This window comes from Bacillus sp. JAS24-2 (genome assembly GCF_008274905.1).
GTDB classification, from domain to species: domain Bacteria; phylum Bacillota; class Bacilli; order Bacillales; family Bacillaceae_G; genus Bacillus_A; species Bacillus_A cereus.
This window is the reverse complement of sequence record NZ_CP031068.1, coordinates 2,007,798-2,023,109: the sequence shown is the minus strand read 5'-3', so window position 1 is coordinate 2,023,109 and position 15,312 is coordinate 2,007,798. Positions and strand designations below refer to the sequence as shown.

Genomic DNA, 15,312 nt, shown 5'->3' with positions numbered 1-15,312 from the left:
AACCTTAAGACCGTATGCAATCTTAAGGTTTTTCTAATTAAACTAAGCTATACGCACGTTTTGTTTCTTCATGGAACTTATTCGTATCGTATTTATGCTCAACATAAATTTGGTGCCATACCATAAACGCAAGTACAGTCCAAATTTTACGGCTATAATCGCCTTTATCTGCACAATGTGCTTCCAGTAAGTTTAATACATACTGTTTGTCGATTAAATGCTCTGTCTTACTTTCGTTTATAATATTTATAGCCCAATCATGCATTTCGTCTTTTAACCAGTGACGAATTGGTACTGGGAATCCAAGTTTTTTACGATCTAATACGTGATCTGGAACGATTCCGCGTGCTGCTTCACGTAAAATAGCTTTCGTAGTTCCGTTAGCAATCTTAAATTCAGTTGGAATTTTAGATGCAACATCGAATACTTCTTTATCTAAGAACGGTACACGAAGTTCTAATGAGTTTGCCATTGTCATTTTATCAGCTTTTAATAAAATGTCACCGCGTAGCCATGTGAACATGTCAATGTACTGCATTTTACTTACATCATCATAATCTTTAATCTCGTTATACAATGGTTTCGTGATATCCATATAGTTAACACTTTCATTGTAATACTTCATTAATTCAGCTTTTTCTTCTTCACGGAAGATTTTAGCATTTCCATAGTAACGCTCTTCAATTGGTGTACATCCACGCTCTAGGAAGCTCTTACCTTTAAATCCTTCTTTAAGAGCACCACTTAATGCTTTTAGAACGCTCTTACCTGGGCTAGGAATGTAAGAGAACATTTTTAGTGAGTTTGGCTCACGGTAAATGTTATAACCACCAAATAGCTCGTCTGCGCCTTCACCAGAAAGAACAACTGTTACATGTTTACGTGCTTCTTTCGCAACGAAGTACAATGGTACAGCTGCTGGATCAGCTAAAGGATCATCCATATGCCAAATGATTTTTGGGAACTCATCCATAAATTCTTTCGCTGAAATGAATACGTTATGGTTTTTAACGCCTAATTTCTCAGCAGTTTCTTTCGCAACATCAACTTCACTGAAACCACGTTGCTCAAAACCAACAGAGAATGTTAAAAGATTTGGATTCATTTCTCTTGCGATAGAAGCGATGATAGATGAATCGATACCACCAGATAAGAATGAACCTACTGGTACATCACTACGCATATGCACTTTTACTGAATCATATAACACATCACGAATTGCTTGGATATGCTCCTCTTTCGTTGCACTTGAAGCATTGAAATAAGGTTTCCAGTAGCGATGGATTTCCATCTCTTTACCGATTTCTTTTACGAAATAATGACCAGGCTCGATTTTATTAACATCAATTGTTAAAGTTTCTGGCTCTGGACCATATTGGTACGTAAAGTAATGTTGTAGTGACGTTGGATTAACGCCTTTATCTTCCATCACATGCATAATACTTTTCTTCTCAGATGCGAAGAATGTAGTATCACCTTGTTGTGCGATGTATAAAGGTTTAATACCGAAGTGGTCACGTGCACCGAAAAGTTTCTTTTCTTCACGATCCCAAATCATAAATGCAAACATACCACGAAGGTAGTCTACACATTTTTCTTTCATATGTGCATACAATGCAATGATAACTTCTGTATCAGATTGCGTTGCAAACGTTGCACCTTTTTCAAGTAACATTTCACGTAATTCTACATAGTTGTAAATTTCACCATTAAAAATAATTACATATCGATCATTTTCATAAGTTAGCGGCTGATGTCCTGCCTCTAAGTCAATGATGCTTAAACGGCGGAAGCCAAATTGTACATGTTCATCACGAAAATATCCTTCGTCATCTGGACCACGGTGGAAAATCATCGTGTTCATATTTTCAAATTGATGTTTTTCTGTTTCTGAAAACTCTCTAGGGTTTTCACATAAACATCCTACAAAACCACACATACTTCTTACCCTCTTTCAGTTTTCATTCTGTCTCTATACTACTATATCAACCCTATTTATACTAGCATAATCAACTGAATATGGCGACCAAAAACTATAAAAAAATCACTCCATTTCACATTTTTAACAATTTTTTATGAAAACATGAAAACTAGGCACTCACCTTTCTCCGCTTTTGTCATATGATATTGCAAATTGATTTCTAGGAGGGAATACCATGAGTGAAGAAAAAAAAGATTCTTCTCGCCCACCGGTTCGTAATTACTTAAAGCAAATTGATGATTTCTTCGAGCAAACACCTCTTCGCAATGTAATCGCTGATTTAAATCATTTTTTCCAAAAAGGAAACCGTTTATTAACATTCCCTGTAGATTTATATGAAGTTGGTGAAGAACTCGTTGTTACAGCTGAACTACCAGGTATACAAAAAGAACAAATCCAAATTGAAATACAAAGTGAATACTTAAAAGTCTCTGTAAAAGAAGAGATACTTGAAGAGGAAGAAGAACAAACATCCCATAACTATTATCGCCGAGAACGTTCCATTTCAGAAGCATCAAGATTGATTAAATTGCCGTATTCAATTAATAAAAAAGCGGCAAAAGCTTCTTATCAAAACGGCGTATTAGAAATTCGGGCGCCGAAACTTCCCCAGCAACATGACATTTTATCGATAGACTAATGCAAAAAAATAAGGGTGCTATGCACCCTTATTTTTAACCCACTAATCGCTTCATATCACGTATAATGTCTTCGTATGGCGTATTACTAATGCCACTATACTTTTTCATTACTTTTCCGTTTTGATCAATTAAATAAAATGATGTACCATGCATGACCTGACCGTTCTCCGGCTTATCTACAAGTGATTGGAAATTATCTTTTGAAAACTTTGTAATATCTTCTAACGAATACCCCGTTAATAAATTCCAGTTACTAGTATCCTCTGTAAACTTTTGAATAAAAGCTTTCAGATTTTCTGGCTTATCAAGGTCTGGATCTACACTAAATGAAACAAACTGAACGTCTAATTTCTCTTCTTTTGCCATCTTTTGAAGCTTGGCCATATTTGCAGTCATTGGTGGACAAACTGTCTGACAATTTGTGAACATAAAATCTGCAACCCAAACTTTCCCTTTTAAATCTTTTGTACCAAATTGCTTTCCATCTTGATTTGTAAATTGGAAGGTTTCTAAATCCCAATTTAATGGTTTACGAAGCTTTGAACCTGATTCACTACATCCAGCAAGTACAAAGAGACAAAATACAACCATAAGACCAATTATTTTTTGATAACGCTTCATTTATAAACCTCTTTTCTCTATCCTAAATTTAAATAGGTTATGTTTATAATAACAAAAGTTAACACTACGAGAAAATTGTTTACTACATTTGTTCACGAAATCGTACGAATTTACGTATGTTACTTCTTTATTTCAAGCGAATTACTAGACAAAATATATTTTTTTACTATTATTTCTCTAAATAAAAGTGATAAAACTAATTTTATTGTTACTTTTGTAAATACCTCTCCCTATTTTTTAACAATTCCTTAAACATTAATCCATGTTTTACACTGTATTCCTTAACAACATTTCGGTACAATACAAATACAACGATTTTAAATGAGGTGATGTTCATGGCAAAGCGCTATGAAAATATGGATAATGTTAGTACAAAAAAATCAATTCGCTCTTTTTTACGCTGGCGTAAAGAACGAAAGCAAAACAAAAAAGATTTTTCTTTCTTAGTAGAACAATCACCCGTTAAACAAAGTGCATTTTTGCAAAGTAATGTTGAAAAAACGACTATCACATGGATTGGGCATTCCACTTTTCTTATCCAAACGAATGGACTTAATATATTAACAGATCCAGTATGGGCTAATAAATTAAAGCTAGTTCCAAGACTTACAGAACCTGGACTCTCTATAGAAGCACTACCTAAAATTGATATTGTCCTTATTTCACATGGTCATTATGATCATTTAGATTTTTCAACTCTTCGTCAGTTGAATGATGATGTTCTATATCTTGTACCTATTGGATTAAAAAAATTATTTACTCGTAAGAAATTTAAACATGTAGAAGAGTATAAATGGTGGGAAAGTACGATAATTAACGAAGTTTCTTTTCACTTCGTACCTGCTCAGCACTGGACGAGAAGATCCTTATTTGATATGAATACGTCTCACTGGGGCGGATGGATTATTGATAATGAAACGACTATGGAAACCATATATTTTTGTGGCGACAGTGGCTATTTCCAAGGTTTCAAAGAAATTGGTGAACGCTTTTTAATTGATATTGCTCTTATGCCCATTGGCGCTTATGAACCAGAATGGTTTATGAAAGTATCTCATGTTTCACCTGAAGAGGCCGTGCAAGCTTATTTAGATTTAAACGCTACACATTTTATACCAATGCATTACGGAGCTTTTGCACTCGCCGATGAAACACCTCGTGAAGCAATAACTAGACTTCGAAATAATTGGAATTTGCGCATGTTACCGTGGGAACAACTGCATGTACTCTTTTTAGGTCAAACTTTTATTTATAGTAACGCAACAAATGATAAGCAAATAAACGAAAAAATTGAAACTTTACATGTGTAACGTAATGACTGATTTTCTATATCCAACATATAATATAGAAAATCCTATAGTGAAACTTTAATTAGTGGGATTTCTTCATCCCCACTGATTATTTGCCTTCACCAATCAAGCTTTTACGGGCAGCCCGCTACCTAACCTCTTTGCTCCAGCTAAATTTGAGGTAGAGAGTTTTACTGTCCGCAAATAGCGGGATAAAGGGTGTTTTCTATGAATGAATATTTACAGACTCGCTATATCATTAGCGGTAGTGCCTGTGTAGCTCTTCTTATTTCTTACTTTCTATTTACATAAAAAAGCTACTTGAAATATATTTTCAAGTAGCTTTTTTATTACTCTGCTAAATACATAAATCCGATTGCGCCCGGACCTGTATGAGTACTAATAATAGGCGTTGTATAGAAAATTTCTGATTGAGCAAATCCACTCACTTTTTCAACCGCCGCTTTCATACTTTCAGCTAAAGGAATTGCTTTCGCATGCGGAATTGCAACAGCTTTTACGACTTTTCCAGCCGTATCTTGCTCAAATAACTTAGCTAATGTTTTTACAATTTGGCCTTGGCTACGAACTTTCGTTACAGGATTATAAACACCTTCTTCAAGACTAGCAATTGGCTTTATATTAAGTAGCGAACCGATAAACGCTTTTCCTTTACCGATACGTCCACCCTTCACTAAGTTTTCTAATGTATCCACTACTACATATAAACGAGTATTCTTTCTTACTTCATCTACACGTTTTAAAATTTCTTCTAGTGAGCGTCCGTCATTTGCCATTTTTGCAGCTTCAATTACTTGATATGCTAAAGCATGTGTAATAAATTGAGAATCAACAACTGTTACTTTTGTATCAGTCATTGATGCAGCGCTATTTGCAGTTGCTACAGTACCGCTCATTCCACTTGTCATATGGATAGAAAGGACTTCGCTTCCATCTTCCCCTAGCTTGTCATACATTTCTACAAATGTACCCATAGCTGGTTGTGATGTTTTTGGTAATTCCTCTGATTTAATCATTTCTTCAATAAATTCGTCAGGTTGTAAATCAACGCGATCTAAATATGTTTGTCCATTTACAGAGATTGATAATGGTAAAACATGAATGTCATACTTTTCGATTACGTCTTGTGATAAATCTGCCGTTGAATCTGTTACAATTTTAATTTTTTGCATACTATACTTCTTCCCTTTCCAATACGCTCTCCTTGTTATTATACTAGTATTCCCATTGCTTTCAACAATTTGGAACGAAATTTCATCAAATTAATTATATTTTCATATCTAAAATGAAAAAGACAGAGTTTACTAACCCTGTCCGTACTTCGTATCATGCATTTTTTTCAAGGGTATTTGTTTTATATACATTTAAATAATCATTCCACTTCAAACAATTTTGTAAATATTCACGGAAAGAATACGAAAATCTTGGGTGTTTTTGTCTTTGAATTTTTGCAATAAATAATTGAAGACGAGACTGAATTAGAAACGATAATGGATGCTGTGCCTGTAGGACAGGGATTTCGAATATTTTAATGCAATCCCCTGTTGAATGAGTGAAATAAAAACTTTTCGTAATCACAATATCAATCCTCTTTTTCATTGGATTTTTGAACTTCCTCTACTTTGCGCTGTAACACGTTGTTTAAAGTGGAGTAAAATCAGACTTATATGATTTCTGTAGTCCTTATGGCTAGAAGATTTATACTCTATTCATCTCCACCTAATTCACCTTCCCGTCCTAAATATCTCTGAGACGGGAATCTCATTATCCATCAATTGTTTAATACATTTAGTATAAGCTTATAAAAGCGCAAAGTTTGTCTAAATTTTGGAGATTCTATAATTTTTTTCTTCTATATATTGTATACGTTTATAGCTATAGTATAACAAATAAATAAAAAAGTGCCTTTATAACGAGGCACTTTTCGACTGCATTTCTTCTCTTTTCTTTTTCCTCTTACTAACAACCTTTGATAACGCAATACTTACTTCATAAATACAAATAAGCGGCACTGCAACTAAACTATGAGATAAAAAGTCTGGCGGTGATATACAAGATGCAATGATAATTAATGCTACGTAAGCATACCTTCTTATTTTTATTAAAAATTCCGCCGTAAGTATTCCAATACTAGTTAAAAACATTACAACGACTGGCAATTCAAAAATCACAGCAAATGGAACTGTTAAATTAAGTACAAAATGAAAATACTTTTCTGTCGTAAACATCGTATTAAACATTTCATTACCTATCGTAGTTAAAAAGTGAAATAGAAACGGCATTACAATGAAATATCCAAAACATAAACCTGCGAGAAATAATATAGACAATACCGGTATATACATTATTGTCATCTTTTGTTCATTTGGATGTAAACCCGGTTTTACAAATAACCAAATTTGTATAGCAGCAAAAGGAATTGTACAAACGATAGCAAATACTGTAGCAATCGAGAAAAAAATCCACAATACATCACTTGGACCGAGAACAGTTAATTTCATTGGTAAATCTTTTACAAGCCAAAAATAAATATCCTTTGTAAAAGTAAATCCAATAATTAAAAATAGTACAAAGGATAACACCGTATATATTACTCTTTTTCGAAGCTCAACAATATGTTCTACTACGCTCATTTCCCGATCTTCCATCTCGTTCACCACACTTTATTTATCCATTACAAGGAAAATACACTACATTTTTTCTTTCTTTTCCTTTTCTTGAAATGCGTCATCTGTCAATTCTTTCGTTGATTTTTTAAACTCTTTTAACGTTTCCCCTAAAGCCTTCCCGATTTCCGGCAATTTTTTAGGTCCAAATAAAATGAGTACTGCTACTAAAATTAAAATTAACCCTGGAAAGCCAATATTTGAAAACATTTCCCCATCCCCTTTATTAGTAGTTTCCTTGTCCTACTATTACATAATTTTATTTTGTCAAAAAAGTTTGAAAACGTCAACAAATCCATTGTCTTTTGTCAAAAAAATTCAAAAATATAATCAATTATACAAATTTCATTTTCTATTGCTCTTGTGTATGATATGGTAAGGGAAATGACATATTATTTTATGATAGTAGAAAGGATTTGCATTATGACTGAAAAAATGACACGAATGACCCAATTTGTAAAAGAAGAAATTGCAAATGCAATTACACATGGTATCGGTGCCATTTTAAGCATCCCTGCCTTAATCATATTGATTATTCATGCTTCTAAGCACGGTACCGCATCAGCTGTAGTTGCATTTACTGTTTATGGTGTAAGCATGTTCTTACTGTACTTGTTTTCAACATTGCTACATAGCATTCATCATCCTAAAGTAGAAAAAATATTTACTATTTTAGATCATTCAGCCATTTACTTATTGATTGCTGGCACGTATACTCCTTTTCTACTTATTACACTTCGTGGCCCATTAGGATGGACGTTGCTTGCTATAATATGGACACTAGCAATCGGAGGTATCGTCTTCAAAATTTTCTTTGTACGTCGCTTTATAAAGGCTTCAACTTTATGTTACATCATTATGGGTTGGCTCATAATCGTTGCCATTAAACCACTTTATGAAAATCTAACTGGACATGGTTTTTCACTACTTTTAGCAGGTGGAATTTTATATTCTGTCGGAGCTATATTCTTCCTTTGGGAAAAGCTACCTTTCAACCATGCCATATGGCACCTGTTCGTTTTAGGTGGTAGTGCGATGATGTTCTTCTGTGTACTCTTTTATGTCTTACCTACAGCATAATAAAAAAGGATTCAGCTTACTATAAGCTGAATCCTTTTTTATTACTTATGTAATTGTGATGCGATAACTTCCTGTGTATGCTTCGTTAATTCTTTAATATCCATATTCGCATAATCTTCAGGTGTAATCGGCTTAGAAATTGTTACTGTTGCATGAGCTGGCTTCATACGATTTCCATTCGCTTCAAACATCTTATATGTACCATCTAACGTTACAGGTAAAATTGCTACACCTGACTTTACTGCCAGATGAAAACTACCAGCCTTAAACTCTCCAACTTCGCCACCCTTACTTCTCGTTCCTTCAGGGAAAATTACGATAGAATGTCCATTCTTTAATAGTTCAATTCCATCTTTAATCGCTTGAAGAGATTGACGACGATCGCTACGATCCATAAATACACAATTCATAAGTTCCATCCAAGTTGGTACAACTGGGAACTTTTTAATCTCTGCTTTTGAAACGAATCCAATTGGTTTATTTAAGTAACCTAGTAAAACAGGGATATCCATATTACTTTGGTGATTACTTACAACTAGTACTGGCTTGTCTTTCGGAACATTTTCAAGTCCTTTCACTTCTACTGCCCCTCCAGCTACACGTACCATTTTCTTACCAAACCAATTTGTCGTTTTATACACAGCATTATCTTTTTCTTTTGGCGCCATCGTATTTACTTGTCTTTTAAGACGCCACATTCTCGGTGTAATCGCAATTACGATTAAAATTAAATAAAAGATTTTAAAAAACGTTTGAATCATACAGAACCCCCACCTATTATCATTCCGACCTTCATTATACTAGACAAACGAAGGAAAAAGAAGAAAAAAAGTCCAAACAGCAAGTGTTTGGACTTTTTAAGCATTCTATATTAGAAACGTTTTGCTAATTCACGAGCATTAGCAATTGCTGCTTCTTTAATTTCTTGTGCTTTTTCAGGGTTTGCATTCATACCTTCAACTGCGATATATTCAGTATCATTTACACCGACAAATCCTAATACAGTCTTTAAGTGATTGCGACCGAAGTCTACAGCTGCGTATGCTCCTTCAGAATATACGCCACCTGTTGCCTGAATGTGAAGTGCTTTTTTACCTTCTAATAAGCCGACTGGACCATTTTCAGTATATTTGAATGTTTTACCTGCGATTGCTACGTTATCTAAGTATGCTTTTACTACTGGTGGATAGCTAAAGTTCCACATTGGAGTTACGAATACATAACGATCTGCATTCATAAATGTTTCTAAATTTGTGTTCATTGCTGCTACTTTTTGTTGTTGAACTTCAGTTAAAGCTTCAAAGCCTTCACCTGCTGCAAATTTACCCCAAGCAGCAAATACATCTGCATCAATTGCTGGTACTGTAGTATTGAATAAATCAATTGTTACAACTTCGTCTTGTGGATGTTCATTTTTATAAGCTTCGATGAAAGCTTCCCCTACTGCCATTCCGAAAGAACCTTCTGCTGAATTTGGATTTGCTGTAATAAATAGTACTTTTGTCATTGTATTCTCTCCCTTTTTTCTCTTTATCTTTAATTCAAGATTTATTTTTTAAAAGTTAACAACTTACCTTATGTAAGTATAATACAAAAAGTTTTAATCAATGTCAATAAAAAATAGCTACTTTTTTTTCGTAAGTTAATGATTTACTTTGTTTCCTTAAAATTTAGTATACAGATATTAAGAACTCTTTCATATAAAAAGGCTACCTCTACAACTTATAGAGATAGCCTTCTATTACATATTATTTTTGAAATACATGTTTTACTTTTTCAGCTGGAATATTACTTCCGCCTCTACCTTTTACATCTTCAATCATCATTGTAATGACCATATCTGGTGAATTTAAATCAAATGCAGCGAACCAACCTAGTTCTTTTCCTTCGGCCTCTTTTGATACTTTTAATTCCGCTGTACCTGTTTTTCCAGCAAGAGTCATACCATCAATTTTAGCAATTTTCCCTGTACCATCTGGATCATTAATTACTTTCGTCATTGCAGTTTTTAATATATCCTGATTTCCTTTAGAAATTACATTTTCTTTCCAAGCTTTTGGTTGTTTATCTGTTTTAATAATATACGGTGACGGAATCGCTCCATCATTTACAATTGGCGCATACGTTAAAGCTAAATGAAGAGGAGTCATTAATACTTGTCCTTGTCCATATCCTGTATCTGCCATTTGAATATCATTTTTAATGCCGTCATTTGCAATTTTAGAAGCAGGGAATCCATATTCAATTGGTAGTTTCTCATCGAATCCGAATTTTTTTGCTTCACTCATAAACTTGTCTTTTCCGATTTTTAAAGCTTCTTGTGCGAAGTAAATATTATCCGAGTATTTCATCGCCTTATCAAAATCAATCGGATTTGCATCTTTCACACGCGTTACATAGTAATTACCCCAAGAAGAATCTTTTGTCCATTTTAATCCTTCAATTTTCAACTCTTCTTTTGGATCAATCGTTTTCGTTTCAAGACCAATTGCAGCTGTAATAGGTTTAAATACAGAACCTGGTACCGACAATTGTGTAAAGCGATTTGTCATTGGTTTTTTCGGATCATTATTCCAAGCTTCGCGTTGTGCCTTCGATGTCCCTCGTGCAATTATATTAGGATCATATGCTGGACTACTTACTAGTGCAATTGTTTCTCCACTTTTCGGATTAATTGCTGCACTTGAACCAGCTTCGCCCTTCATTTCATTATACGTTTTTTCTTGAACAACACTATCAATAGTTAAAGTTACATTTTCTCCATCAACAGCATCTGTTTTTGCTAAATTTTTAATTTCTTTTCCTTGCGCATCTTCTACAAAGACACGGCCACCTTTTTTACCGCGTAGCTTTTCCTCTAATACTTGCTCTAAGCCAGCTTTACCAACTGGGTCATCAGCTTGATAGCCTTTCTTTTGTAGCGTTTTTAAATCTTCAGCATTTACCTTTCCAATATAACCAGTCAGATGAGCTGCCGCTTCCCCTAACGGATATGTACGAACATTTACAGGTTTTGTTGAAACACCTGGTAAATCAATGTACGTATTTTGTGTTGCCCCTTCAGGCAAAATTCCAATTGGTACGAGATACCCTGGTTTTACCCATTTAGCAGCTAATTTTTGATCAATTTCTTCTACAGACATATTTAATAACTTCGCTACTGTTTCTTTCGTTTGCGGAGCAGTATCGCCTAACTTTTCAGGAATCAATCCGATTTCAGAAGCTTTCCCATTCGTTGCAAGACCTTTTCCATTACGATCGTATATTTCACCACGTTTTGGCTGTGTTGTCTGCATACGCACTTTACTATCTTTCGTCATGCCAGGGAAAATAAAATCAGGAGTCCAATCTATTTTCCAAGATTCTTTATCTCCATCTTTTTCTTTCACCATTTTTGCTTCATGACCAAATGTGATTTTACCACCAACTGTATCCATGCTTACTTTAAAAGGAACAGGACCTTCATCTTTTTTATCTTCTTTTACTTCCCCTGTTTCTACCTTTAAGTCTTTCACTTCGATACCAGAATAAATTTTTTCATATTTCTCAGTAAACTCTTTCTTTGAAATATCTTTTTTTGCATTTTTTGATAGTTGATCATACATATCTGCAAATTTTTGTTTATTCCACGCTTTTACATATGTATCAAACGCTTCTTGTGGTTTTTCTTCTTTACCACATCCAACTAACATGAATGTTAAGCAAAGAAAAAGAATCCCCCATATCTTTCTCAATCGATTCTCCTCCTCTTTCTATATTAGTACTTTTGAAAATTTTAGCATTTTTACATGCTACCTATCATTATAGCACTATCGAATCTCATCTATAAACTTATATTGGTGAATACAAATAAAAAGATTGATGTGAATTCTCACATCAATCTTTTTTATTATTGTTGCTTCTCATATACATGGTAATAATACGTATACGGGTTTTTTTCATCCGTTAAACCTTTTTCTACAAAAATCTCTTTCCAATTTGTCATATCCATTTCTGGGAAGAATGTATCTCCTTCAAATGCATAATGGATTTTTGTCATATATAACTTGTCTACATAAGGTAAAAAGAGATCGTAAATTTGCGCTCCGCCAAAAATAAAAATCTCTTCTTCATTTTTACATAGTTCAAATACTTCTTCTACAGAATGAACAACTTCACAGCCTTCAACATGATACCCTTCATTACGAGTTACAATAATATTACGTCTTCCAGGCAGTGGTCTACCAATCGCTTCATAGTTCTTTCTTCCCATAATAAGCGGGTGGCCCATCGTTGTTTTCTTCACGTATTGTAATTCACTCGGTAAACGCCAAGGTAAATTATTATCTTTACCAATTACTCTATTTTCGTCCATCGCGACCATAAATGAAACAATCATTTTTTCATCTCCTCTACAATTATACTGCAACCGGTGCTTTAATTGCTGGATGCGGATCGTATCCTTCAATCGTTAAATCTTCCATTTCAAAATCAAACACAGATTTCACATCTGGATTTAATGTAAGTTTCGGGAATGGACGTGGTTCACGTGCCAATTGCTTTTCTACTTGTTCAAAATGATTTGTATAAATGTGTGCATCTCCAATTGTATGAACAAATTCTCCTACTTCAAGACCACATTCATGTGCAATTAAATGTGTTAGTAGTGAATAACTTGCGATGTTAAATGGAATTCCAAGGAATATGTCACCACTTCTTTGATATAGCTGACAAGAAAGTTTTCCGTCCGCTACATAAAATTGGAATAATGTATGACAAGGCGGTAATGCCATACTCGGTACGTCTTCAGGATTCCAAGCAGAAACGATTAAACGACGTGAGTCTGGTGTTTTTTTAATCATTTCAATTACATCTTTTAATTGATCAAGTGTCTCACCAGCTGTCGTTTTCCAAGCACGCCATTGTTTACCGTAAACGTCTCCTAAATAACCATATTTATTTGAGAACTCATCATCTTCTAAAACGTTCTTTTTAAACAATTCCATTTGCTCATCGTACTGTACTTTAAATTCTTCATCTTGTTGTGAGCGAAGACCAAAATCAGTCATGTCAGGACCAGTATACTCATCACTTTCTACCCAGCTCTTAAACGCCCATTCATTCCAAATGTTATTATTATGCTGCAATAAATAGCGAATATTTGTATCACCTTTCATAAACCAAAGTAGTTCACTTGCTACAAGGCGAAATGGTACTCTTTTTGTCGTTAATAAAGGAAATCCTTTGCTCAAATCAAAACGCATTTGATATCCAAATACAGATACAGTTCCTGTCCCTGTACGATCTTCTTTCTTCGTACCATGTTCCATTACATGGCGGCATAAATTTAAGTATTCATTTTCAGCATGTTTCATATGTAGGAAAACCTTCTTTCAATCGTATATGGAATTTATCATAACATGAAAAATGGTAAATTTAATAATCTTAATTAATAAAATTTCTTATGCTAATTCTTACAAAATTATTAACTTTCCATATTTTAAAAGGTTTTCATTTTCTATTACCGAAAGTATAGTGCGGTAGATCAAAATTTATATTTGGAGGTTAGAAATATGTCTAAAATTGAAACACCTGTTATGACTTCTTTACAAACCACGGTTGAAAAAATGATGAAGGATTTAAATGTTCCTGGTGTTGCTGTCGCTGTTATAAAAGACGGTGAAGTTATTCTTTCAGAAGGTTTCGGCTATCGTAATATAGAAACAAAAGAGGCTGTTACACCGAATACTCGATTCGCAATCGGTTCCTCAACGAAAGCGTTTGGTACACTTTCATTAAGCTTGTTAGCACAGCAAAAAAAGTTTAATTGGGATGCTCCTGTCCCGTCTTATATACCTAACTTTACTTTATCTGAACTACTTGCTAGCTCACAAGTTACAGGACGGGATTTAGCTTCTCATCGAACTGGAGTGAGTCGTCATGAGGCTCTTTGGTACAGTTCTTCCTTATCTCGAAAAGATCTCGTTGAAAAAATAAAACATTTACCACTTGATGCACCGTTCCGGACTGCATTTCTATATAACAACTTAATGTATGCAACAATTAGCTACATTGTTGAAAACATTACAAATCAAACGTGGGAGCAATACACTACAGAACATATTTTAGAACCTTTAAATATGAGGCATACAAACTTCTCTGTTAACGATTCACAAATTACAGATGATTACGCTTTACCTTACATTGAAAATGACGGTGAAATAAAAGCAGTTCCATTCCGTAACATCGATACAGTTGGCGCTGCTGGGTGTATTAATTCCACAATTGAAGATATGGCAAATTGGGTACTTCTCCACTTAAATGAAGGAAAATTTGGAGATCATGAATTAATCTCCTCTGAATTATTACAACAAATGTATACACCACACAATTCAATTCCAGACCAACCGGTTTTATCACTCCCTGAATCTCCATTAAATAGTTACGGTCTTGGTTGGTTTATTAGCGCTTATCGTGGTAAAAAAGTGATTCATCATGGCGGTAATATCGATGGATTTTCAGCGCTTGTTTCATTCATACCAACAGAAAACATAGGCCTTGTCATTTTAACGAATGCTGGAGGAACATTACTTCCTACTTATCTCGCTAATCAAATTTATGACGAACTACTTGAATTAGAATCCATTGATTGGCATAAACGTGCTGTAGAAGATACTAAAAAAATGAAGGAAATGATGAAAGAAGCAACTGAATCCCTCCCTGAACAAATTAAAGGGACTACACCTTCGCACAAGTTAGAGGATTATACTGGTACTTTTGAACATCCTGCATACGGAACATTACAAGTATACAAACGAGATGATTCGTTATATGTACAATTTATGGAAATGGATATTCAATTAGGGCATCATCATTACGACATCTTCTCCACAAAAGTTGACTTATTCCAAATGAAAATGAGCTTATTATTCGCTTATGAAATGAATGTAAGTGGTGAATTCCCATCCCTTCAGTTACATGTACCAGCTACATTAAGTACTCAGCCGCTTACATTTAAGAAAATTAAATAAGTA

15 protein-coding genes are annotated in these 15,312 nt (G+C 34.3%); 4 read left to right on the top strand and 11 right to left on the bottom strand.

All coding sequences use genetic code 11. The features are described from left to right. Window positions 1–37: 37 nt before the first annotated feature. Window positions 38–1,939, bottom strand: coding sequence for an asparagine synthase (glutamine-hydrolyzing) (gene asnB, locus DN407_RS10590; RefSeq protein ID WP_000333816.1), 1,902 nt, complete (start codon window positions 1,937–1,939; stop codon window positions 38–40). Between the two features lie 217 nt (window positions 1,940–2,156). Between asnB and DN407_RS10585 the strand changes: the two genes are divergently transcribed. Next, window positions 2,157–2,621 (top strand): Hsp20/alpha crystallin family protein, encoded by a 465-nt coding sequence (locus DN407_RS10585; protein WP_001288085.1) that lies wholly within the window; start codon window positions 2,157–2,159, stop codon window positions 2,619–2,621. Window positions 2,622–2,655: 34 nt separating this feature from the next. Here DN407_RS10585 and DN407_RS10580 read toward each other — a convergent pair whose 3' ends face one another. Then, window positions 2,656–3,243, bottom strand: a complete 588-nt coding sequence (locus DN407_RS10580) for an SCO family protein (protein ID WP_000833335.1) — start codon at window positions 3,241–3,243, stop codon at window positions 2,656–2,658. A 335-nt stretch (window positions 3,244–3,578) separates the two neighbouring features. Between DN407_RS10580 and DN407_RS10575 the strand changes: the two genes are divergently transcribed. Continuing rightward, window positions 3,579–4,553 carry an MBL fold metallo-hydrolase gene (locus DN407_RS10575; protein ID WP_001129631.1) on the top strand — a complete coding sequence of 325 codons (975 nt, stop codon included), beginning with the start codon at window positions 3,579–3,581 and terminating at the stop codon, window positions 4,551–4,553. A gap of 329 nt (window positions 4,554–4,882) precedes the next feature. On the opposite strand, the gene DN407_RS10570 is transcribed toward DN407_RS10575, so the two are convergent. The 4 genes from DN407_RS10570 to DN407_RS10555 all read right to left on the bottom strand — a co-directional run bounded on the left by DN407_RS10570 (window position 4,883) and on the right by DN407_RS10555 (window position 7,429). Next, window positions 4,883–5,725 carry a DegV family protein gene (locus DN407_RS10570; RefSeq protein ID WP_001169472.1) on the bottom strand — a complete coding sequence of 281 codons (843 nt, stop codon included), beginning with the start codon at window positions 5,723–5,725 and terminating at the stop codon, window positions 4,883–4,885. A 154-nt stretch (window positions 5,726–5,879) separates the two neighbouring features. Further along, window positions 5,880–6,131 (bottom strand): DUF2535 family protein, encoded by a 252-nt coding sequence (locus DN407_RS10565; protein WP_000629013.1) that lies wholly within the window; start codon window positions 6,129–6,131, stop codon window positions 5,880–5,882. Between the two features lie 329 nt (window positions 6,132–6,460). Further along, window positions 6,461–7,201 (bottom strand): twin-arginine translocase subunit TatC, encoded by a 741-nt coding sequence (gene tatC / locus DN407_RS10560; protein ID WP_000390120.1) that lies wholly within the window; start codon window positions 7,199–7,201, stop codon window positions 6,461–6,463. A 42-nt stretch (window positions 7,202–7,243) separates the two neighbouring features. Further along, window positions 7,244–7,429, bottom strand: a complete 186-nt coding sequence (locus DN407_RS10555) for a twin-arginine translocase TatA/TatE family subunit (protein WP_000492443.1) — start codon at window positions 7,427–7,429, stop codon at window positions 7,244–7,246. 213 nt (window positions 7,430–7,642) lie between these two features. Between DN407_RS10555 and trhA the strand changes: the two genes are divergently transcribed. Then, the gene (gene trhA / locus DN407_RS10550; protein WP_000136889.1) at window positions 7,643–8,299 is read left to right on the top strand and encodes a PAQR family membrane homeostasis protein TrhA; all 657 of its coding nucleotides are present in this window, start codon (window positions 7,643–7,645) and stop codon (window positions 8,297–8,299) included. A 41-nt stretch (window positions 8,300–8,340) separates the two neighbouring features. Here the strand turns inward: trhA and DN407_RS10545 are convergent, their stop codons facing one another. From DN407_RS10545 to DN407_RS10525, 5 genes are all read right to left on the bottom strand, one after another. Beyond that, on the bottom strand, window positions 8,341–9,060 hold the full coding sequence (locus DN407_RS10545) for a lysophospholipid acyltransferase family protein (RefSeq protein WP_000616577.1): 720 nt from the start codon (window positions 9,058–9,060) through the stop codon (window positions 8,341–8,343). 110 nt (window positions 9,061–9,170) lie between these two features. After that, window positions 9,171–9,806 (bottom strand): FMN-dependent NADH-azoreductase, encoded by a 636-nt coding sequence (locus DN407_RS10540; RefSeq protein ID WP_000170025.1) that lies wholly within the window; start codon window positions 9,804–9,806, stop codon window positions 9,171–9,173. Window positions 9,807–10,047: 241 nt separating this feature from the next. After that, window positions 10,048–12,033 (bottom strand): penicillin-binding protein 3, encoded by a 1,986-nt coding sequence (gene pbpC, locus DN407_RS10535; protein ID WP_001227246.1) that lies wholly within the window; start codon window positions 12,031–12,033, stop codon window positions 10,048–10,050. A gap of 155 nt (window positions 12,034–12,188) precedes the next feature. Next, window positions 12,189–12,677, bottom strand: coding sequence for a dihydrofolate reductase (locus tag DN407_RS10530; protein ID WP_149216231.1), 489 nt, complete (start codon window positions 12,675–12,677; stop codon window positions 12,189–12,191). A 19-nt stretch (window positions 12,678–12,696) separates the two neighbouring features. Next, window positions 12,697–13,653 (bottom strand): thymidylate synthase, encoded by a 957-nt coding sequence (locus DN407_RS10525; protein ID WP_000679609.1) that lies wholly within the window; start codon window positions 13,651–13,653, stop codon window positions 12,697–12,699. Window positions 13,654–13,851: 198 nt separating this feature from the next. Here DN407_RS10525 and DN407_RS10520 point away from each other — a divergent pair, with 198 nt between their 5' ends. Beyond that, window positions 13,852–15,309, top strand: coding sequence for a serine hydrolase (locus DN407_RS10520; protein ID WP_149216230.1), 1,458 nt, complete (start codon window positions 13,852–13,854; stop codon window positions 15,307–15,309). Window positions 15,310–15,312: the final 3 nt, after the last annotated feature.